This window comes from Candidatus Avelusimicrobium sp. (assembly GCF_056976295.1).
This window is the reverse complement of record NZ_DBMCTG010000003.1, coordinates 74076-95140: the sequence shown is the minus strand read 5'-3', so window position 1 is coordinate 95140 and position 21065 is coordinate 74076. Positions and strand designations below refer to the sequence as shown.

Here is a 21065-nt window from a genome sequence, read left to right as displayed (position 1 = left end):
CAAAGATATAGGAGGGATTATGCCCAGGCGCGATAAAGTAAATTATTATTTAGATTTAGCCGATGTGGTTTCCCAGCGGGGCACTTGTCTGCGCCGCCGCTATGGGGCGGTTATCGTCAAAAATGACGAAGTAATTTCTACCGGATATGTGGGGGCACCTCGCGGACGGAAGAATTGCACAGATTTGGGATATTGTATCCGCCAACAGTTAAATATTCCGCGCGGGGAACGTTACGAACTGTGCCGTAGTGTACACGCCGAGGCCAATGCCATTATCAGTGCCCCGCGTGATAAAATGCTGGGATCAACCCTCTATTTAGCCGGGCGTGAAGCCGATACCGGAGAATATATTAAAAATTCGTCCAGTTGTTCTATGTGCAAACGTATGGTGATTAACGCGGGGATAGAGAAAGTGGTTATCCGAGATACGGAAAATGATTACCGCGTAATTAATGTGCAGGACTGGGTGGAGAACGACGAATCTTTGAGTGGCACAAGGGGATATTAATTGGGCTGGTTGTGCTGGCAAAAAGCAAAAAAAGTTTCTATCCCTCTATAAAAAAGGCTTGGACGGATATTTGGCTCCCCCGCTTTATGCGGCAAAAATATTTATCCGTTTAAGCCTTGTTTATGGATAAATGCCGGATTTTCCTTATATCCAAACAAACTGAAATGAATGCGCCGTTTTTATATAAAGTGGCGCACAAAAAAATCCCCGTCGGGAGATGACCCGAACGGGGATTTTTGTAAGATAAACAAAACTAAAATACGGAGTCGACGAGATTCGAACTCGCGGTCTCTGCCTTGACAGGGCAGCGTGTTAACCAGGCTACACCACGACTCCTTTACCTGCTACATATATATTTTAACTAATTCTGCGGTTTACGTCAACACTTTTTAAAAAATTTTATTTGTATAGGGAAATTAATCAAATTTCCCCCACAAAATTTGTTCTAATTCCAATTCCACTCCGTGTTTTTCCTTTACTTTTTGGCGAACTTGGTCCATCAAAGATTTAATATCTTCCGGAGTTGCGTGGTTGAAATTGACAATAAACCCGGCGTGTTTTTCGGACACTTTTGCCCCGCCGACCGCCAACCCGCGCAGTCCCGCTTCATCAATCAGGCGCGACGCATAATCTCCTTCCGGGCGTTTAAACACACTTCCGGCGGAGGGATATTCAAGCGGCTGTTTTTCTATCCGCTTGTGTTGAATCGTGTGGCGGGTTTCTAGCAGTTGTGTAAATTCGCCTGGGGCCAGTTTAAAGGCGGCAGACAAAATAATACAGTTTGAAATGCCCTCCACGCGGCGATAGCCGAATTTTAGTTCCTCTTTCAACAGTGTTCCCGGGCGGCCTTCCAAATCTATTACGTCAAAATATTCCAAACAATCAAAAGTTTCTTGTCCAAACGCACCCGCGTTCATATATACTGCGCCGCCCACGCTGCCCGGTATGCCGGATAATTTTTCCATACCGGCAAGACCTGCCTTGCAGGCCAGTTCACATACTTTGTCTAGTGCGGCTCCGGCTTCGGCGCGGATGTGGTCTCCCTCTACGCGGATATTGTTCATTTTTTTGGTAGAGCAGACAATGCCGCCCAAGCCTTTTCCGCTTACCAAAATATTGGAACCAAAACCGATAAGGCGCAGGGGGATATTGGCAGTGCGGGCCAATTTTAAAACGAAACTCCATTCCTCGTGCGTTTGGGGATAAACATACACCTCTGCCGGGCCGCCCGCACGGTAGGTGGTGTGATTGGACATCGGCTCGTTAAAGAGGCAGTTCTCGCCAAAGAAAGTTTTTAATTCTTGTTTGTAATCCATAAAAGGTTAAAAGTTCAGCCCGATGCCGCCTTGTAAGGCGTGGTTGTCAGCCGTGTAAGTGTAAGCGCCAAACATATAGACAAACGGGAACGGTTTTACGTTTACGCCTGCCGTATAGCGTACGGCTCCGTCCTTGGTGGAGCGTTCTGCACCCAGGTTTTTGGTTTTCAGTTCGCCATAGTCGTAACCCACGCCCACATACGGGGTAAAGAACAACACGTTCATAGAGGCCACGGCGGAGGCAGAGTAATGGTCGGTGGTGTACCAATCAGTCTTGCCGCGGTCATAAAAACCAGCCAAGGACAAGTGAATCGTATCAAATAAATTGTAATGATATTTTAATCCGCCGCCCAAAGATTGAAAACCGTTCATATCCGTACCGCGCACCACTACCCCCAAATCCAGCACCGGAATTTTGGTTTCGGCAGTAATAAAACCGGCATACAGGTAATCGTCAGTAGTAATATTGTTCTTGTCGGAGGGTTTTACGGCACTTAATGTTGCCCCGATATCAAACCCCGGGAACGTAGTGCCTTTACCGGTGTGAAAATCGGCCACGCCAATCATAGCGTTAATGTCCTTATTATAGGCAGATAAGTCGGAAGCCGCGGAATAATGCGCGCGGAAATCGTCTGCGATATTGGTGGCGGAAGCGTAGCCTGCCAAGGTGAAGAAAGCGAACAAAAGGGTGAAGAGTTTTTTCATAGTTTTCTCCGTTGCGAAATTTCAAGATATATAATATGATAGAAAATGACGGGGGGATGTGCAACCCGTCCGGCGGGTACGGAGTAGAAGCCGTCCGCCCAGGAGTGAATTATGGTAAGCGAATTAGCCGGAACTCTGACAAAAGAAAGAATTGACGTAAACGCATTAAGAGAACAATTTTTTAACCCGCAAGGTACACCTGTGCCTGTGAAATTCGGCACCTCCGGCCACCGGGGCAGTTTGGGGACGGGTTTTTGTGCATTGCACGCCCGCGCGATTGCGCAGGCGGTAGCGCGGATTCATCAGGAGCAGCATATTGAAGGGCCTATTTTGGTAGGGGGGGATACGCGTTTAATGTCGCGTGATACGGCCAATTTGTGCGCGGAGGTGTTAGCCGGAAACGGACTAACCGTTATTTTGCCCGATATGCCTTTACCCACGCCGGTTTTTTCATTTGAAATTATTAGCGGACGTGCGAGTGCCTCGTTAAACGGTACCGCCAGCCACAATCCGCCGCAAGATATGGGCCTTAAATACAACCCGTCCAACGGCGGGCCGGCGGATGCTGCGGTAACGGGTCAAATTGAAAAGTATGCCAATTATTATATGGCTCATCAGGAAGAAATAAAAACCTTGCCGTTGGCGCAGGCGCGTGAAAAAGGGCTTGTGCGCGAGGCAGATTTGGTTACCCCTTATGTTACTGCCTTGTCTAAATTTATTGATTTTAAAAAGATTGCCGCTTCCCCGCTTAAATTTGCTATACATCCATTGGGCGGAAGCAGTTTGGCTTTTTACGAAGCCATTAAGAAAACCTACCATTTGGATAATATGGAAATTGTCAGCAAGGTACAGGACCCGACTTTCTACTTTATCCCGATTGACCACGATGGTAAAATCCGTATGGACCCGTCGTCTAAATATCCTATGTCGCCGCTTATCAAATTGGTGGAAGACGGCACTTACGATTTTGCCGGCGCCAGCGACCCGGACGCGGACCGTTTCGGTTGCGCGACCAAAAAGGGCGGTTTGATTCCGCCGAACCACGCCTTGTGCGTAATGGCAGATTATTTATACCGCCACCAAAAGGTGCGCGAAGCCTGTTCCATTGGTAGAACCTTGGGTACAACGTCGTTGTTGGACCGGATTGCGGCAGGGTATGGGCTAAAATTGGATGAAGTAAATGTCGGTTTTAAATATTTTGTGGAGGGCATTGTAAAGCGCAAATATGTATTGGCCGGCGAAGAAAGCGCGGGAATGTCCGTCAGCGGTTGGACCCCGGAAAAGGACGGTATTTTGGCGGTATGTCTGTTAATGGAAATTACCGCCGTAGAAGGCGATATCGCTGCGCTGTATGACGGGCTGACCGCCAAGTATGGCACTCCCTATTATACGCGTGTGGATATCCCGACAGATGAGGCCACCAAAAAGCGTGTAAAGGGCTTAAAATCGGCCGATTTTGATACGCTCCAACAAGTGGCGGGCGAACGGGTAACCCGCGTGCGTGATACGGACGGCATTAAAATTTATTTGCAGTCCTCGTGGTTGTTGGTGCGCCCTTCCGGCACGGAAAATATTTTAAAAATCTATGCCGAAACCTTTATCAGCCAGAAACACTTGGACGAACTCATCAGACAAGCCCAACGGCTGTTGGCTTAAAAAGGAAAATATTTATAGGGAGCGGTCTTGGTAGCCCGCTCCTTTTGTTTGGGTAAAATAGCAATATGATGAATTTTTTATATGTCGGTTTGGGCGACTTTGCCGGGGCTTCTTTGCGTTACGGTGTTACAGTGTTGGCCGCTGCGTTATCGTGGCGCGGGCATTGGGCTACACTCACCGTAAATGTGTTGGGGAGTTTGGCGATAGGGTTTTTGGCTCCGTATTTTGAATCTGCCACCCACCCCGGGCGGTTGTTTTTGATAGTAGGTGTATTGGGCGGGTTTACGACATTCTCCTCTTTTTCTTTGGATACGCTTACGCTGTACCACAACCGGGAATTTGTTTGGGCTGGGCTTAATGTGCTGTTAAACGTGCTGGTTTGTTTGGCGGCGGTGTGGGGCGGCTGTAAGTTGCACCAAATGTTATAGAGGTAATTTTTCTTATGAAAAAAAGGCCCGCGCCCGTTAAGAGCCGGGCCTTTGTAGTTGTTTCCAAATCAAGCGCCGCGGCGGTCCATTACATAAAAACTGCCGTTTTCGTGCTTTTTAGCCAAGCATTTAAGTTCACTGCCGATATTGCTGACCATTGCAAACGAGGTAAGCGGTTTTTTGGTGTTATGCACAATGCCGATACCGATAGAAAGGAAATTAAACTTTTCCGTTTCGCCTTTGCGGTTGGTGGAAATCATATATCCGTTGGTGCGGTCCTCTTCGTTGTAGAAAGAGGGAGCAACGGCATCTGTTTTGGACGTAATTTCTTGGGCAATTGTGTCCGCCTTATCAAAGGAGCAAACGACAATAAAATCGTCTCCGCCTATATGCCCTACAAAAGAGGCCGGGTCCTGCATTGCGGCAGATACAATAATTTGGGACTCGGTTTTTAACACACGGTCGCCTGCTTCAAAGCCGTATTTATCGTTAAAGGACTTAAAGTTGTTTAAATCGCAGTACAGAACGGCAAAAGTCCGCCCGGAGGAAATTTCCTGTTCCACGCGGGCTTGGATAGAAGGGTTCCCCGGCAGGCGCGTAAGCGGATTGCAATCCATTTTTTGCTTATTGCGTTTTAATAACAGTTTTACGCGCGCGACAATTTCGTCCTCGTCGGCAGGTTTAGTTAGATAATCGTCAATATCCAAGCCCAATCCTTCCAATTTGGTGGACTTGTCCGACACCGCGGTAAAAATAATAATCGGCGTGTGCAAATATCCCGTGCGGCTGCGGACCTCGCGGACTACGTCAAAGCCCGTTTTGTGGGGCATTTCGTAATCTAAAATCAACAAATCAGGGTTTTCTTTATAGGTTTTATCAATGGCTTCCTGGCCGTCTTCGGCTTCTATTACAGTAAACCCGGCATTGGTTAAAATTTCCGAAACTAAAAAGCGGATAGCGTGAGAATCGTCCGCCAGTAAAATTTTTGCATTGTGTTCCATAGGGATATTTAATTAAATATTCCTGTCCTGTGCAATAGCCCTTTTTCGTATAATAAATATATGACCTATGCCATTTTATTTATCGGTTTGCTCCTTGTATTGGGGCATATCTTTTCTTCTTTGTTTGAAAAAACGCGCCTGCCGGACGTGTTACCCCTGATGGTGTTGGGGATGCTGATGGGGCCGGTGCTCCATTTAGTTGACCCGCAGTCTTTCGGCCAAGCCGGCGAGATTTTTACCACATTGGCCCTGATTGTGGTGTTGTTTAAAAGCGGACTGGAATTTAGGATTTTGTCCTTGCGCGGAGCCGTAGGGCAGGGGCTTTTATTAACTACGGTTTGCTTTGCGTTGGTAACTTTGGTGATTGCGTTTCTGGCGCAGGAACTTTTAAAAGTGCCGCAAATCTATGCGCTGATTATCGGCGTGATTGTGGCGGATAACTCTACGGCTATTATTTCGCCCTTGCTTGCTAAATTGCAGGTTTCCAAAACTTCCAAAACCATTTTGTTTTTGGAGGCCAATTTAACAGGGGTTTACTCCATTGTGCTGGCGATTGCGCTTTTGTCGGCGGCCTCGCACGGGGAAACATTAACTGCGGCTATCTTGGTGTCCGATGTTATCAAATCTTTTGCTATCGGTATTGTTTTTGCGTTGGCAGCCGGAGTGTTTTGGATGAGTATTTTAAACCGCGTGCGCCGATTGGAAAATGCCATTTCGCTTACCTTTGCGTTTGTGCTGTTGGTGTACAGCGTCAGCGGCATTATCGGCGGGGACGGGGCGATTGCTACGCTCGCATTTGGCGTGGTGGCGGGGAATATGCGGCTTATCAAACGGTTGCGCCTGCCGCGGTTAGATTTCCGTAATTTGCTTACCTTAAATAACGGGGAAAAGGTGTTTTTTGAGGAAGTAGAGTTTATCTTTAAAACGCTTTTCTTTGTATATATGGGTATTTGTATGAGAATCGGACGGTTAGATTTGGTGGCTATTGGTTTTATATTAACGGCAGCCAAATTTATCTTCCGCGCTCCGGTGGTAAATTATTGTTTGTCAAAAGACTTATCCCGCGAGGATTGTTCCGCTGTTTTGGCTATGTGCCCCAACGGGCTTGTCAGCGCGGTGTTGGCGGCTATGATAGCCTCCCAACTGCCGGACGGTTCCGTGGTGCAAGACGTAATTTATGCGGTCATCTTTTTTAGCGTAATCGGGTCCAACCTGATGTCCTTCCGTATAGAGAAAGGCGGGCTTAAATGGCTTAGTGATTCCTTCTTTCGCCGGCACACAGGCCCGCAGGCGCTCCCGCCGGAAAGCAAATAAGAGTTTAAATGCCCCGTAACAGGGGCATTTTTACAAGGGTTTGTAAATAAAGGAAAGCAAATTTTGCCTAATGTGGTCGCGCCGCCACGAAAAGAAATTTTCCTTATCACAACAAGTGCAACGGTTAGGCGCGTGGATATTTTCGGGCACTAGTCCGGCCTGTTCCAGTTGCAAGCGTATTTCGGCATTTAAATCTACAAAAATCTTACCGTCCTGGTGAAGTACGCTTTGGGCTGAAAATTGGCAGGAGGTGTCCGTCTGTACTTCAAAACAGCACTTTTGGATATGCGGCCCCAAAAAGGCGAAAAGCGGATTTTTTATCCCGGCTTGTTTTAAGGCCAAAGCGGTTTTGTAGGGCAACTTTTTAGCAACCCCGCGCCACCCGCAATGGGCGAGCGCAAAAGAGGAGGCTGTATTGTCCCATAAAAATAGAGGTACGCAATCTGCGGTTAAAACAGCCGCTCCCCACCCCGGGCAGTTAGTAAATACCCACGCATCAGCCTCTTGGAGCGGTTTTTGGGCAAAAGTCCGGGCTTCGTCAGGCGAGGAAATAAAAATAATTTTATCGCTGTGCGTTTGGTGAAAATGCAAAATTTTTTCCGGCGGGATATCCAACTCCTGATAAATGGGCGTTTGGAGGGCAGTTTCGCGCATATTGCCTGTCTGGCGCGAAAGTGTCCCGCCAATTAAACCTGCTGCCAGCATTTGGTTATCTGCGTAAATTTTCATAAAAGTTTTTTTAAATGCACCGTGGATATTTTATCCGCCAGTAAAATTTGCGCCAGCCTTTTAAAGCGTTGCGGGGCATCACTGGCATAAACGGTTATGCGTCCTTTTCCTGAGGTTTGCGCTAAATGGTGCTTGCGTAGGAAAACTTGCGCGGCTTCGGCCAAGGTGTCGGCGGAGTCCACCAAATTGACTTGTGCGCCTAAAATGCGGGCTAATACTTCTTTTAGTACCGGATAATGGGTGCAGCCCAAAATAACGGTGTCGGCTCTGCTCTGTTGTATAGGAAGCAAATATTCGCGCGCAATCAGTTCGGCGGCGGGCTTGTTCGTCCAGTTTTCTTCCACGAGTGGCACAAACAGCGGGCAAGCCTGCTGAATAATATGGGCGTTGGGGAGTTTTTTTAAAAGTGCCTTGGGATAAGCCTTGCTGTTTACGGTGCCCTCTGTGCCTAGTACGGCAATATGTCCGTTTTTAGTAACGCTGACCGCCTTGGTGGCGCCGGGTTCTATTACACCCATAACAGGTACGGCAAGTTTCTTTTTCAGTTCGTCTAATGCTTGGGCCGAGGCGGTATTGCAGGCCACCACAATCAGTTTGACGTTTTGCTCCTGTAAAAAGCGGCCTATGGCCAGGGATAGGCGCGTTACGGCTTCTTTGGATTTGGAACCGTACGGCACATTGGCGGTATCGCCGAAATAAATTAAATTTTCGTGCGGCAAGGTGCGGCGCAGTGCATTTAAAATTGTCAGCCCGCCCAGCCCGGAATCAAACACGCCAATCGCTTTTTTTGTCATATGCTTATTATAGTAATTATATATCGGTTGGAACAAAGGCCTTTCTTTGTGCTAGAATATCCTTATGCTGAAAAAGGCGTTGTTTTTATTAATGGTTGCGCTGTGCTTGTCCACAAGCGCGTTTGCCGCGCCCAAAAACCAAAGTGCTCCGCTTTTGGTGGGGGGAAATTTCTCGTCGCACGCAACGCCGGCCCCCAATGCGGCTGTTTTCAATCAGGCTGCCCGCAATGCCGAAATTGCCCGCTTAAACGATTTGCTCCGCCAACAAAAATTCCAAGAGGCTATCAAGCGCGTAAATGATTTAACCGCTAAAAATTTTGTAGATAACCGCTTCCATTTGATTTTGGCGATTGCGTATGATGGCCTGACAAAATATGATGATGTTATTTATACGGCCGGACAGGCGATTGCCGTAGCCCCGCAGGACTCGCGCGCCTATATCTTGCGTGCGGGGGCCTATTTGCAACAGCAAAATTATGAGCGCGCACGGTTAGATGCGGATATGGCCTTAAAACTGAATCCCGCCTCCCGTCTGGCGCAAAAATTACAACTGGAATTAAACGAAAAAACAGCCTCTAAAACAGCCAATGATGTAACCACGCCAACAGCGGCCAAAAAGCCCGCACCGCGTTGGGTAACGCTGTACTTTTTAGCGGTGTTTGTGGCGGTATTGCTGTTTGTATATTGGCGTTATGAAGATGTCTTCCGCCAGCCGAAAAATGCTTTCAGTCGCCGCGAAGTGGATGTAAAAGAACAGTACGATTTTATCCGCCAAATCGGCGAAGGCGGTATGGGTAAAGTTTACGAGGCTTATGATAAAGTTTTAAAGCGCAAGGTGGCTATCAAACGCGTGCGCCCGGAATTGGTGCGCAGTTCTTATGTGCGCGAGCAATTTTTGTCCGAAGCGCGTATGGTGGCCTTGCTGCGCCACCCGTGCATTGTGGAAATTTATACGGTTATTGAGTCCGAAAGTGCGCTCTACCTGGTGTTTGAATATGTGGACGGGCAAACCTTGGAAACCCGTTTGGATATTGACGGACGTTTGCCCTTTTCCAAGGCTAAAAAGATTTTTGAATATGTCTGCCGCGGCTTGCACTATGCGCACTCGCAGGATATTATCCATTGCGATTTGAAGCCCGGTAACATTATGATTTTTGATGACGACAAAGCCAAAGTGATGGATTTTGGCGTTGCCAAAAAGTCCGTGGACCACGAAACGGGCGCCCGCACCGTGGCCGGAACGCCTGCTTATATGGCGCCGGAACAGCAGAAAGGCTTTATGCGCAAGCAGAGTGATGTGTATTCCTTGGCTTTGTGTTTGTATGAAGCCTTGGTGGGGCAAGTGCCGTGGACGGTAAAGGGTTTTGATATCGCCAATAAAAAAATTGTGCCGGTTTCCAAACTGGCGCCGGATATTCCCCCGGCTGTGGACCAACTGTTGGAAGATGCGCTGAAAGAGGACCCCAAACAGCGTATTCAGTCTATTGACGAGTTTTGGAGCCGATTGGAAGCCATTGAGCCGTTGCCCGAAGACCCCGAACGGACGCACTATTAAAATTGTTTTTTGTGCCAAATAAAAAGCCCCGGAGATTTGCCCCGGGGCTTTTCTCTGGCGAATAAAACTATTTCAGCACTTTTTGGGCGGCTATAAAAATATCTTCTAGTGCGCGGAAAATGGACTTTTCGCCAAAGTGCGGTTCCCATTTGTAGCGGGCTAGTACGTCGCTCACGGCAAAGGCCGCCGCGCCCTGTGCCTTGCGTTTGGCGCAAATGGCATAAAAGGCAGCCGTTTCCATTTCCACCGTTAAAACGGATTCTTTTTGATAGTGTTTTACCTCGGCTTTGGTTTCGCGGAAGATTGCGTCTGTTGTCCAGTTTCGCCCGGTATGAAAATTTTTACCGTCTGCTTCCAACTGCTTTGAAAGTTTGCTAAAAAGCGTCTTGGAGGGTTTGGCGGTCTCTTTATTGGTGTAACAGGGAGAAGTGCCGTCATCACACAAGGCTTCGCTTGCAAGCACAATGTCGGCCGGCTCTACTTCTTCTTGCAACGAGCCGGCAAGCCCGATAAACACAAATTCCTTTACGCCTAAGGCAATTAACACCTCTAAGGCCATTGCCATACCCGGCGCGCCGGAACCGAAATTGGTTACATAGCACAAATTTTGTCCTTCCAAAACGTAAATGTCTGCCTCGCAATTATATTTTTTATACTTGGCATGGCTTTCTACATAGCGAGTTAAGGAGGAAATAGGGCATAAAACAGCCTTGCCCGGCAGTTTCAGCCCGGCGGCAACGTGGTTTACATAACCGGCGGGGGTGGAGATTTCTTTTAGTGCGGCTTTTTTATTTTTTGGAAATAAGATAGTCATATTTTTGTAAAATTTTAGAGTTGTGCGCTTGCACACATATATACTATACAAAAAAGAGAGTATTTGTTTATGGAAAGTTTTACGCAGGGAATTGTCCGTTTAAACGCGTTCTTATGGGGTGCGCCGATGCTCGCCTTGATTGTGGGCATTAGTTTGTATTTTACCTGTAAATTGCACTTTATCCAAAAACATTTATTTAGCGCGATTTCTCTTTCTATCAAAAAAAGCCGCTCAGCGGGTGTTATCAGCAGTTTCGGGGCATTGGTGGTGGCCTTGGCCGCTATGGTGGGAACAGGCAACATTGTGGGCGTCAGCGCGGCGGTATCCACAGGCGGGCCGGGGGCACTCTTTTGGATGATGCTTTCCGCCTTTTTGGCGATGGCGACTAAGTATGCCGAATCGGTTCTGTCCGTTAAATACCGCGAAACAAACGAAGCGGGTGAATATGTCGGCGGCCCGATGTATGTGCTGAAAAACGGGCTTAATATGAAGAAGACCGCCCTTATTTTTGCGGCGGCTACGGCCCTAATGGGGTTTGGCGATGCGCTTATTCAAACCAATTCTTTGGCGGCGATTTACGGCTCTGTTTTTAGTGTGCCTGCTTATTTGACTACGGCGGTGCTTGTCGTGCTGACTGGAAGCGTGATTTTAGGCGGCGTGCGTAAAATTGCCGCGCTGTGCAAATGGCTGGTGCCGGGAATGGCGGTGTTGTATATAGTGTTATGCTTGACCGTGCTTATTTTGCATTGGGAAAAATTCCCGTGGGCGGTGGTTTGTATTTTTAAAAGCGCGTTTAGCGGTACAGCATTAGTAGGCGGGGCAATAGGAATAACACTAAAAGAAGCGGTGCGCTACGGCGTTTCACGCGGGGTGCTTTCTAACGAAGCCGGCAGCGGTAGCGGCGCGATTGCGGCGGCGGCTGCCCAAACACCCAATCCGGTGCGCCAAGGGTTGGTGTCGGCAACAACGGTATTTTGGGACACCCTGGTTATTTGTTTACTTTCGGGGGTAACGGTGGTAGTGGCGGGCGATTGGCAGAGCGGTACGCTGTTTGGGGCGCAACTGGCACAAAGTGCTTTTTCCACTTTGCCGGGCGGGTCGTATTTTCTGCTTATGTCGCTTACGCTGTTTGCGTTTTCCACCTTGGTTGGTTGGAGTTATTATACAGCCAAGTCGGCCCAATTTTGCCTGGGGGTAAATGTGGAGAAACCCATATATGTCTTATGGCTTTTAATGATGTGTTTGGGCGGTTTTTTGAGCCCTAAATTGGTATGGGAGTTGGCCGATACTGCGATTGCTGTAATGTGCGTGCCAAATATTTTGTCCCTGTGGTTGTTACGCGGGGTGGTATTTGGCGAAACAAAAACTTATTTAGCCCAAGAGTTGGCTTTTGCCCGTAAATAAGACGGCAAAAAACTTTACAAGGCGGTTTGTAGGTGGTATCATTTAAGTATATATCATCCGGCCCAGAGGCGTAAAATGCTTAAAAAATATGAAATAAAAGATAAAAAACTGCTGGAAACAGATTCGTCTTCCGCGCAGGTATTTTTATATACAAACCCGACGGTGGACGAGCAGCGGTTTTTGGTGGAGTCCTATCAAATTGACGAGCACACATTGGCATCTTCCCTAGACCCGGATGAATTGCCTCGTTTAGAGTTTGAGCCTGAACATATTGCAATGATTTATAAACGGCCCAAAAATTATTCCGGCAAAGACCAGTTGGAATTTAAGGTCGCTTCTGTTGGTATGTTTTTATTTGAAGATAAATTAATTGTGGTGCTGGCGGAAGATATTCCGCTGTTTGTGGGCAAACGGTTTCACTCGGTATCGTCTATTAAAGAAGTCTTTTTGAAACTGGTGTATAACTCTATTTCACACTATGTGGAACACTTGCGTATTATTCATATGATTTCGGAGGAAATTGAAGATAAAATCACCGAGTCTGTGGATAATACCTATTTGTTAAACCTGTTTAGTTTGGTAAAAAGTTTGGTGTACTACGCCGAGGCTATTACCTCCAACGGGTTTGTGTTTGAAAAAACGCGCAACCTTTCCGCCCGTATCGGTTTTGACGAAAAAGATGAGGAAATGTTGGATGACATCATTGTAGAAAATATGCAATGCAAAACGCAGGCGGATATTTATTCCAACATTTTGGCGCAGTTATTGGATGCACGTGCTTCTATCGTCAACAACAATTTAAACTTGCTGATTAAAAAACTAAACGTCATTACTATTTGGATGATGGTGCCTACGTTAGTAGTAAGTGCCTACGGTATGAACGTGGCTTTGCCGCTCTCCAACCACCCGGACGCCTTTTGGATGATTATGGGCGTATGTTTGATTTTGGTATGGCTGGTGATGATTTATTGGCGGCACAAAAACTGGTAAGTTTTACCTAAAAAACCCGGGGTCTAAATGGCCCCGGGTTTTTTAGACAAACAAATTTATTTTTCTACTTTAATGCCTCTAAATGCCCGATACAGTACGGCTAGCAAGCCGAATACTACATAGAGCGAGAACACGATAAAAATCACGTCCTGCGGGAAGCGGATCAGCATTACAACCAAAAATACAATCAGCAGTAACACCCATACGCTTAACCGTTTTTCGCGTTTGGCCTTAAAGGCGGCATACGGAATATTGGATACCATTAATAAAGACAATACAAGCATAGCAAACCATACAAAATTGTACAGGTGCGGCAAATACAAGGCTAAAAAGTGAATATTTCTTCCGCCCATATCACCCAGCATAATGCTGTAAGAAATGGCAAACGAGGCCAAAATAGCCGCCGCCGCCGGAGTGGGCAACCCGGAGAAATACTTTTTAGAACCTTGGCCTGCATAGGCCATTGCGTTAAATTTAGCCAGGCGCAAGACGCCAAAGCAGGCGTACACGCACGCAATGGGTGCGCCCCACAAGGGCTGCGTATGCAGTACAAAGAAATACATTAGCAAGGCCGGAGCCGTGCAGAAGGAAACCGCATCTGCCAAGGAATCCATTTCCACACCAAAGTTGCTTTCTGCGCCGAGCAGGCGGGCCACGCGGCCGTCAAACATATCAAATACCATTGCGAATAAAATCAGCCACCCGGCATGCGCAAAGTTTCCTTTGGAGGCAGCCAAAATGGAGAAAAAACCGCACGCTAAATTCCCCAACGTAAAAAGCGAGGGAGCCGTCATTGCGCCGGTGTGTTTCAACTTTTCAACGACCTTGGTTTCTTTATTTTCTTCCATAAAATCCTCTATTTCCACAAGCCTAACACGGTAATGCCGCCCTGCACTTTTTGGCCTTCTTTTACCAATACGCGCACTTTTTCTTTGGGCAGATATACAGCCACTTGGGAGCCGAAACGCACCAACCCCAAATGCCCGCCGATTTTAATGTCTTGCTTGGGGCTGACCCAGCACTCAATGCGCCGCGCAATAGCACCCGTGATTTGTTCCACGTGGGCAAAACGGGCGGGGTCGCCGTTTTTAAAAATTTGAATAAGGTTGCGTTCGTTTTTGTCTGCTTCCGGGTTGTTTGCAAACAGGAAAGTACCTTTGTTGTAAAAAATATCGCCGATTTTTCCGTTTACGGTCGCGCGTTGGACGTGAACGTCAAAGATAGACAGGAAAATGCGCACCACAACGGAGTTGGGGTCATCTTCTGTTTTTATGGAAAGAACGGTGCCGTCTGCCGGGCAGGCGATTTCGTCATCAGTAAATATGGTTTCACGTTTCGGGTCGCGGAAGAAGAATGCGCAGAAACAGCCAATCAGCAAGAATAAAAGGCCAAGCACGCGGAAATCAAAAAACAAAAAGACCGCAGCCGCAGCCACGGCGATTGCAAAAAATTTAAGCCCCAAAGGCAAAACTGTGCTAACCCAGCCAAAACATTTGGCAAGTGTACGGTTGATGTCTTCTAACATATTTTTTCGTACTGGTGGGTGTAATTAAATGGCAGGATTTTTAAGTGGGCAGGGGGGGACTTGAACCCCCACGACCTTGCGGTCAACAGATTTTAAGTCTGTCGCGTCTGCCATTCCGCCACCAGCCCTCTTATAGATTTATTTTAACAAAAAAACACGCACTTGTACATTTTTTTATATTGCCGCCCGAAAATTACTTGTCAAATGTTTTAAGCCCGTTGTAAAATTTACGGCAAAACAGTGTTTTTACACCTAATTTTTTTAAGGATTCTTGTAATATTCTGTCGTCGGTTACTGCAATGACGCGCTGGCCGCTTTGGCTTAAATAGTCCGCGCGTTCGTAAATAATTTGGTCGGCGCTGTCTTCTTCCGAAAAAGAAATATGCACACCCCCGCGGTAAAGCGGGCCTACTGGGCGGAAAGAGCCGTCAAAAATCACTTCGTATTGGTGCATTGCGTAATGCTCGTCTTGCGAGATATCGGCCAAAAAATCCAAAAAATCTGCGGTTACTTCTTCTTCCGTGCGGGCAAATTCGTATAAAAAACTGCGTACCAAATTCAGCCCGTCAATCAAATATATAGTCGGTTTTGTGCTTACATACATAATAAGGTTGCCTTTCTTTGCCAAAATTGTTATAAGAAAATGATACAATATAATGCTAATTCACAGGAAGCGTTCTTTGACAATTTCCGTATTTTACGGGGGTGTAATAGATTCGACGGGTATCTGTTGCCGCCCGGGAGCAAGTGCCGGTTGGCCAGGCCGGCTAAAATAGGGCCACAAAAATAACTAACGACAATCAAGTCGCTTGGGCTAACGCTTAGTCCCACCGCGCCGCTGGTGTCTTCCATACGCTAGCGGATTGCGGTCAATATATGGAATGCTGCAAAGCAGGCGCAGTTCGTCCGGCTTTGCATAAGACCAACGAACTAAACCGCAAACATGCCGCCTTGCGCTTAGTTTGCGGTTAATTAAGCAAGGCTAAACTTGTAGTGCCCGGATGGAGAAGATGTTCGGACGGGGGTGCGAATCCCCCCACCTCCACTTTTTTGCTTTATTAAAAAAGTGAAGTTTCAAAAAATATCTTGTAACTTTTTCTCATTGCAGAAAAAGTAAGCAAAAAGGTTCTTGTCCTTTTTCTGGTGGCAGAAAAAGAACGAAAAAGACCACGCAACCGGGGAACCATAAAAATTATTTTAAAGGACATTTTTACAACTCGCCTAAGCGGCTCAGACAAGTAAAAATTTTGTCATCTTTAAAATAATTTTTATAGACGGTTCCAAAGGTTGCGTTTTAAAGATAGAAACAACAATACGGAAATTGCAAGACATTATAGATTTAATATTTTTAACGGGAGAAAGTATGGCATCTGAAATTAAGTTCGGCACCGACGGTTGGAGAGGCGTGATTGCTTGGGATTTTACGTTTGAAAACGTGCGCCGTATGGCACAGGCTTTGGCAGATTATATCAACGAAAATGCTCCGGGAGAGGAAGGCTCCAAAGCCCCTAAAATCTTCGTCGGTTACGACAGGCGTTTTATGTCGGACTTGTTTGCCGCCGATATTGCAAGTATCTTCCGTGCCAACAAAATTGATGTTACTCTTTCGGCCAGCCCCATTTCTTCCCCGGTGGCCGCGTGTTTAAGTTTAAGTAAATGTTGGATGAGCATTATGGTTACGGCCAGCCACAACCCGGCCAACTATAACGGTATTAAAATTAAACTGGCGGGCGGTTCGGCTCCGGCGCGTGTTACCAAAGAAGTGGAGGAATTGCTGGACCAAAATTCCGTGCTGCTCCTTTACGGACAAAAAGCCGACAAAAAGGACGTTACCGACGTGTATTTAAAATATGTAGCCAGCCATATTAATGCCAAAAAGTTAAAAACCTTTAAAGGTAAAGTGGTAATGGATTATATGTATGGTGCGGCGTCAGGTTATTTGGAAAAGTTCCTGCCCGAAAAACAGGTCATTGCCCTGCGCGCCGAACACGACCCTACTTTTGGCGGAGAACAGCCCGAACCGGTGGAAAAGAATTTGACCGAACTTAAAAAAACAGTGGTAGCCAAAAAGGCCGCCTTGGGTGTAGCCTTTGACGGCGACGGCGACCGAGTAGCCTTAATTGACGAAAAGGGCACCTATTTGACCCCGTGTGTGATTGCCGCCGTACTGTGCGACTATTTTATTAAACACAAAAAATTAGACGGGAAAATTGTACAAACCGTTTCTATGGGTTATCTGCTGAAACGTATTGCCCGCAAACACGAAATGCTGTTTGAGGAAGTCGGTGTGGGTTTTAAAAATGTGGCCGAGCGTATGAATTTGGATGATGTGGCCTTTGGAGTGGAAGAATCGGGCGGATTTGCCTGGAAGGGCAATTTGCCGGACCGCGACGGCCTGACGGTGGCCCTGGCATTTTTGGACATTATGGCCCAAACAGGCAAAAAGTCCAGCGAACTGTGTGCCGAAGTGGCCGAAGAATATGGTGCGTCTGTATATATGCGCCGCGATTTGCCCTTGGCTAAACCGGTGGATAAGGGCGTAATGGCGGAAAAAATGCGCAAGAAATTACCGAAAAAAATCAACGGGCAGCGCATTGCCGAAACGCTTACTTTTGACGGATTAAAAATTATTTTTGAAAATGACGAGTGGTTGCTTTTGCGCCCGTCCGGCACGGAGCCGCTGTTGCGCGTGTATGCCGAAACGGCCACTAAAAAAGACACGCAGGCATTGTTAGATTTTGGGGAAAAATTAATGGCCCCGTATGTAAAATAATATGTTAAAAATCGCATTAGTAGATGATTCTGTTATCTTGCGTTCCGCCATTAAAAATGTGCTGGAATCCTCCGGCTTTGAGGTAGTGTTTGAAGCGGGCGGTTCGGCGGAATTGTTTTCCAAACTGGAAGGTAGCGGTGCGGGCCTTATCTTGCTGGATGTGTTTTTCCCGACGGAAAACGGTTTGGATATTTTGGCGAAATTGAAAAAAATGGCCCCGCAGGTTAAAGTGCTGATTGTAACGGGGTTAAGGCAAGACTCTATTTTGGAAGAGGCCGAACGCTTGGGCGCGGACGGTGTGCTGTATAAGCCGTTTGATACGGACGATTTGTTGGCGGCAATAGACCGCGTAAGCCGCTCTTAAAACCGTTTGTTTAATTTTGCTCCAACAACCAACAACAAGCCCCGGGGAAATTTTCCCCGGGGCCTATTAGTTAATGAATTGGTACACCTTCTCCACCAAACATTTTACACCAGTCTTTCTCGTTGGTGTCATTATAACATACGACAGTATTTCCTGAAATATAACCATCTCCTTGGTAAGAAGTTGTTTCGAAATGATATTTATCACACGGTCTTCTGATAGCTAAAATATATTCAGCATCTGCCCAATATTCAAAATTTTTAGTTGCAGGTCCAACAGTTGTGCCGTAATCACACATAGGTGTTTCTGTTCCTTTTATTTCAATATTTATATTGGTAAACAAATTGTTATTATTTTCCCCCTGCCAGCAATGGGTTTCGTCTTCTTGGGCTAACCTGCATAAGGCCTGTTGGTCTCGGAGGACTTTTAGGTTTTGTATGGCTTCTGCGGCGCGGGATTTTTCTACCGCCTTTTGATACTGCGGCAGGGCAACGCTGGCTAAAATACCGATAATCAGTACGACTACCAGTAATTCTATGAGCGTAAAGCCCAAGTGGTTTGTTTGCATAATTTCTCCTTGTGCTCTGTTTTGGAAAAATAGGCAAACAAAAACGGCTGCTATATTTGAGCCAACTCTAATAACCCAAAAATAACAACCGTGGCCTTCTGCCATATATAAAAATATGGCAGAAAGCACTCAGCACGAAACAAACGGGTAATTAAGCCGTTTATTCCGTGCTTAAAACGACTGCTTTTGGATTAGAGTTGAGCCGCCGGTATCCCGGCAGCGCACCGTATTCTGCATACGGTTCCAAAAACAGATGCAAATTGTATCCTAAACATAACTGGTTTAGGGCAGTTTTACAACTAAAACTATTATAAAAACTTTTGTGTGGCTTGGCTAGTGGTTAGAGTTTCATCCACTTAAATTCAAAAAATACCACCGTACTAAAAAATACCACCGGCCCCCAGCCCGCAATAAAGGGGTTGATGTAGCCGTTTTCGCCAATAGACGTAAACATAGACATCAGCCACCAAAACGTAAATGCAATCACCATAGAGGCAATAATGTTTACAATTTTGCTTTTGCGGCGTACGCTAATGGCAAAGGGCATCCCGAGCAAACACATAATCACCGTTACAAACGGCGTAGCCAGGCGCGATTGGCGCATAGTTTCCGCGGCATAGTGCGCAAGGCCGCTTTGTTTATAAAAATTAATACGCTTGGTTAAATCGCGTATGCTTAACAGTTTGTCCTCTACTTTATTGACGGACATTTCGTCCGGGCGGGTGCTGACGGGGGAATCTTCCTGTTCAAAGTGTTGTTCGGTGGTATCCATTTCGTCCACAAAGGTACGCTTAATACCGTTGGAAAACAGCCAATTTTTGCTGTCTGCGTCCCAGACCATTTGGTCTGCTACGATTTGGGCCGCAATATCCCAGGCGTCGTCGTAAGTATCCAATGAAACCTTTGTCATAGTCCCCTTTTTTAAGTCCACCTCTTTGGCAAAGAGCATTTGCGTAGGGGAAACTTTTATCACTACGTCGTGTTCGGTGTCCGGGTTGAAGGAATCCGACGGGCTGATACGGGTATAGTAAATTTTATCGGCTTTTAAATTGAGCGGAGGCACGACGAATTCCTGCATCAGCATAGTGCCTGCCACCACGATTAAAATACACATAATAACGGGTTTAAACAGTTGGCGCGGGGCAAAGCCGCCCGCTACGCAAGCCGTCCACTCGCCGTTGGAAACCATTTCGGAAATGACGGAAATAGCACCCAGCAGGCACGCCACCGGCATAATGGTTGTCAGCCAATTGGGGAAAGTTGCTAGGGAGTAGGAAAGTAAATCTAAAATCGTGGTTGTACCGTTGCTTAAATTCTTCATTTTTTCAAAGGTGTCGCCCAGTACAACCAACGTGGTAAACACACCCAAGGCAAAAAAGAACGGTCCCCAAAATTTTTTGGCGATATAATAATAAATGCGCATTAAATATTTAACCTCTTTTTCCACAGGTAATATGCCGCGCCGAGTCCAACAAAAATAGGCAGCCACGGGCCGGGATAGGCCACAAGAGCATATTTTTTACCTAAGGACAGACCTAACGTCATCAACAGGTAAAAGGAGAAAATGATAATTACACTAAACAACATACCCCAACCTTTATTAGTGCGTTTGCCCAAGGAAAACCCAATCGGGCAACTGACAAATAACAAAATAATGGGGGAGAGCGCCAGCACATTACGCATACTGATAGAGGTTTTATATTCGTTGGCGGTTTCTTCGTCCAGCGGCATTGCGCGCAGACGGCGCAATAGTTTGGTAGTGCTCATTTCGCCCACACGCAAACGGCGCGTGTGCGCCTTTAAAAGCGAGATGCTCATAGTATAATCGTCAAAATTGGCGGCGATAATAGAAGATTGGTCTTTTTCATCCAGGCGTTGCATTTGGCCGTCTTTTAGTTGCAGGCCAATGGCGGTGTCGGTCAAAATCACCTTGCCTGTGGCGGCATTGACTTTGGTGGAAAGGGCCCCGCTGTCTGCTTTTTTAATTAAGTGGATCATATGCGCCACATTGGTTTTGGTGTCTAAATCTTCCAGATACAAATCCCACTCGCCCAGGTTTAAAAAGGTCTTAGGTTCTAAATTTACCTTTGTAATTTTACTGCGGGCTTCGTTGCGGCGGTTTAAAAACTGTTTATAACTGCGCGGGGTGAGCCAGTTGCCCATAATTACTAAAATTACGGATAAAATAATGGCGCAGCACAGAAGCGGGCGGACGATTTCTTTAAACGAGAATCCCGCCGCGCGCAGCGCGATAAGTTCGCCTTGTTCACTCATATTGGTTAGCGTAAGCAAAATCGCGATTTGAAAGGCCATCGGCGCGCTTAAACAAAACACATCAGGCATAATGTTTAATAACGAAGATACTATCCACGCAAAACTGGTGCCGTACGTCATCGCCATATCCAGCACGCGGATAAAGTGGTTCATAAAGATAACAAACGTCAAAATCCCCAGCACGCCGATAAAAAAGGTCAGCAGGCTTTTGGCAATGTATTTGGTAAAAATACTGATGTGCATATATCTTATTCTAACAAAATATCACGAACCCCGGGGGAGAAATCGGGCCAAAGTGCCCAAGCGGGCTTAGGCCCTTTGGCCCTGGCCGCAAGGAAAAATAGAAT

At 46.7% G+C, this 21065-nt stretch carries 21 protein-coding genes, 2 tRNA genes and 1 other RNA gene; 10 read left to right on the top strand and 14 right to left on the bottom strand.

Features of this window, described 5'->3' with window-relative positions; all coding sequences use genetic code 11:
• The first annotated feature begins 19 nt into the window (after nt 1-19).
• Complete coding sequence (locus ACZOTW_RS02255) at nt 20-508, top strand: deoxycytidylate deaminase (protein ID WP_177747675.1); 489 nt, start codon at nt 20-22, stop codon at nt 506-508.
• Nucleotides 509-769: 261 nt separating this feature from the next.
• On the opposite strand, the gene ACZOTW_RS02250 is transcribed toward ACZOTW_RS02255, so the two are convergent.
• The 3 genes from ACZOTW_RS02250 to ACZOTW_RS02240 all read right to left on the bottom strand — a co-directional run bounded on the left by ACZOTW_RS02250 (nt 770) and on the right by ACZOTW_RS02240 (nt 2529).
• Nucleotides 770-844 (bottom strand) — tRNA-Asp (locus ACZOTW_RS02250).
• A gap of 80 nt (nt 845-924) precedes the next feature.
• Nucleotides 925-1824 carry a UDP-N-acetylmuramate dehydrogenase gene (gene murB, locus ACZOTW_RS02245; RefSeq protein WP_440255322.1) on the bottom strand — a complete coding sequence of 300 codons (900 nt, stop codon included), beginning with the start codon at nt 1822-1824 and terminating at the stop codon, nt 925-927.
• Nucleotides 1825-1830: 6 nt separating this feature from the next.
• On the bottom strand, nt 1831-2529 hold the full coding sequence (locus ACZOTW_RS02240; RefSeq protein ID WP_483997380.1) for an outer membrane beta-barrel protein: 699 nt from the start codon (nt 2527-2529) through the stop codon (nt 1831-1833).
• 111 nt (nt 2530-2640) lie between these two features.
• Here ACZOTW_RS02240 and ACZOTW_RS02235 point away from each other — a divergent pair, with 111 nt between their 5' ends.
• Both ACZOTW_RS02235 and ACZOTW_RS02230 read left to right on the top strand, forming a co-directional pair.
• The gene (locus ACZOTW_RS02235) at nt 2641-4185 is read left to right on the top strand and encodes a phosphoglucomutase, alpha-D-glucose phosphate-specific (protein ID WP_483997379.1); all 1545 of its coding nucleotides are present in this window, start codon (nt 2641-2643) and stop codon (nt 4183-4185) included.
• A 65-nt stretch (nt 4186-4250) separates the two neighbouring features.
• A complete protein-coding gene (locus ACZOTW_RS02230; RefSeq protein WP_483997378.1) occupies nt 4251-4613 on the top strand; it encodes a fluoride efflux transporter FluC in 363 nt (120 codons plus the stop codon).
• Between the two features lie 68 nt (nt 4614-4681).
• Here ACZOTW_RS02230 and ACZOTW_RS02225 read toward each other — a convergent pair whose 3' ends face one another.
• Entirely contained in the window at nt 4682-5614 is a 933-nt protein-coding gene (locus ACZOTW_RS02225) for a GGDEF domain-containing response regulator (RefSeq protein WP_177747716.1), read from the bottom strand.
• Nucleotides 5615-5674: 60 nt separating this feature from the next.
• Between ACZOTW_RS02225 and ACZOTW_RS02220 the strand changes: the two genes are divergently transcribed.
• Nucleotides 5675-6928: a cation:proton antiporter domain-containing protein gene (locus tag ACZOTW_RS02220; RefSeq protein ID WP_483997377.1), complete on the top strand. Its 1254-nt coding sequence runs from the start codon at nt 5675-5677 to the stop codon at nt 6926-6928.
• Between the two features lie 30 nt (nt 6929-6958).
• Here the strand turns inward: ACZOTW_RS02220 and ACZOTW_RS02215 are convergent, their stop codons facing one another.
• Nucleotides 6959-7657 (bottom strand): purine nucleoside phosphorylase YfiH/LACC1 family protein, encoded by a 699-nt coding sequence (locus tag ACZOTW_RS02215; protein WP_483997376.1) that lies wholly within the window; start codon nt 7655-7657, stop codon nt 6959-6961.
• Entirely contained in the window at nt 7654-8451 is a 798-nt protein-coding gene (gene murI, locus ACZOTW_RS02210) for a glutamate racemase (RefSeq protein WP_483997375.1), read from the bottom strand. Before murI ends, ACZOTW_RS02215 begins: the two co-directional genes overlap by 4 nt.
• A 64-nt stretch (nt 8452-8515) precedes the next feature.
• Between murI and ACZOTW_RS02205 the strand changes: the two genes are divergently transcribed.
• The gene (locus tag ACZOTW_RS02205; RefSeq protein WP_483997374.1) at nt 8516-10006 is read left to right on the top strand and encodes a protein kinase domain-containing protein; all 1491 of its coding nucleotides are present in this window, start codon (nt 8516-8518) and stop codon (nt 10004-10006) included.
• A gap of 67 nt (nt 10007-10073) precedes the next feature.
• Here ACZOTW_RS02205 and ACZOTW_RS02200 read toward each other — a convergent pair whose 3' ends face one another.
• Entirely contained in the window at nt 10074-10820 is a 747-nt protein-coding gene (locus tag ACZOTW_RS02200) for a nucleoside phosphorylase (RefSeq protein WP_428064489.1), read from the bottom strand.
• Between the two features lie 69 nt (nt 10821-10889).
• On the opposite strand from ACZOTW_RS02200, the gene ACZOTW_RS02195 reads away from it, so the two are divergent.
• Together ACZOTW_RS02195 and ACZOTW_RS02190 are read left to right on the top strand one after the other, a co-directional pair.
• Nucleotides 10890-12224 carry an alanine/glycine:cation symporter family protein gene (locus tag ACZOTW_RS02195; protein WP_428045631.1) on the top strand — a complete coding sequence of 445 codons (1335 nt, stop codon included), beginning with the start codon at nt 10890-10892 and terminating at the stop codon, nt 12222-12224.
• A gap of 75 nt (nt 12225-12299) precedes the next feature.
• Nucleotides 12300-13214: a magnesium transporter CorA family protein gene (locus tag ACZOTW_RS02190; RefSeq protein WP_177747739.1), complete on the top strand. Its 915-nt coding sequence runs from the start codon at nt 12300-12302 to the stop codon at nt 13212-13214.
• A 56-nt stretch (nt 13215-13270) separates the two neighbouring features.
• Here ACZOTW_RS02190 and pssA read toward each other — a convergent pair whose 3' ends face one another.
• The 4 genes from pssA to ACZOTW_RS02170 form a co-directional block, all read right to left on the bottom strand.
• Nucleotides 13271-14062: a CDP-diacylglycerol--serine O-phosphatidyltransferase gene (pssA, locus tag ACZOTW_RS02185; RefSeq protein WP_177747741.1), complete on the bottom strand. Its 792-nt coding sequence runs from the start codon at nt 14060-14062 to the stop codon at nt 13271-13273.
• An 8-nt stretch (nt 14063-14070) separates the two neighbouring features.
• Nucleotides 14071-14739 (bottom strand): phosphatidylserine decarboxylase, encoded by a 669-nt coding sequence (locus ACZOTW_RS02180; RefSeq protein ID WP_483997373.1) that lies wholly within the window; start codon nt 14737-14739, stop codon nt 14071-14073.
• 45 nt (nt 14740-14784) lie between these two features.
• Nucleotides 14785-14867: transfer RNA gene (locus ACZOTW_RS02175), tRNA-Leu, on the bottom strand.
• Between the two features lie 65 nt (nt 14868-14932).
• Nucleotides 14933-15343 (bottom strand): NYN domain-containing protein, encoded by a 411-nt coding sequence (locus tag ACZOTW_RS02170; RefSeq protein ID WP_428040408.1) that lies wholly within the window; start codon nt 15341-15343, stop codon nt 14933-14935.
• 97 nt (nt 15344-15440) lie between these two features.
• Between ACZOTW_RS02170 and ssrA the strand changes: the two genes are divergently transcribed.
• From ssrA to ACZOTW_RS02155, 3 genes are all read left to right on the top strand, one after another.
• Nucleotides 15441-15787, top strand: a transfer-messenger RNA (tmRNA) gene (gene ssrA / locus ACZOTW_RS02165).
• Between the two features lie 315 nt (nt 15788-16102).
• Complete coding sequence (locus ACZOTW_RS02160) at nt 16103-17512, top strand: phosphoglucomutase/phosphomannomutase family protein (RefSeq protein WP_428039781.1); 1410 nt, start codon at nt 16103-16105, stop codon at nt 17510-17512.
• A 1-nt stretch (nt 17513) separates the two neighbouring features.
• On the top strand, nt 17514-17876 hold the full coding sequence (locus ACZOTW_RS02155; protein ID WP_177747753.1) for a response regulator: 363 nt from the start codon (nt 17514-17516) through the stop codon (nt 17874-17876).
• A 70-nt stretch (nt 17877-17946) separates the two neighbouring features.
• On the opposite strand, the gene ACZOTW_RS02150 is transcribed toward ACZOTW_RS02155, so the two are convergent.
• The 3 genes from ACZOTW_RS02150 to ACZOTW_RS02140 all read right to left on the bottom strand — a co-directional run bounded on the left by ACZOTW_RS02150 (nt 17947) and on the right by ACZOTW_RS02140 (nt 20961).
• A complete protein-coding gene (locus ACZOTW_RS02150; protein ID WP_483997399.1) occupies nt 17947-18444 on the bottom strand; it encodes a type IV pilin protein in 498 nt (165 codons plus the stop codon).
• Nucleotides 18445-18784: 340 nt separating this feature from the next.
• On the bottom strand, nt 18785-19891 hold the full coding sequence (locus ACZOTW_RS02145) for an LptF/LptG family permease (protein ID WP_428040406.1): 1107 nt from the start codon (nt 19889-19891) through the stop codon (nt 18785-18787).
• Complete coding sequence (locus ACZOTW_RS02140) at nt 19867-20961, bottom strand: LptF/LptG family permease (RefSeq protein WP_177747761.1); 1095 nt, start codon at nt 20959-20961, stop codon at nt 19867-19869. The genes ACZOTW_RS02145 and ACZOTW_RS02140 overlap by 25 nt, the downstream gene beginning before the upstream one ends.
• Nucleotides 20962-21065: the final 104 nt, after the last annotated feature.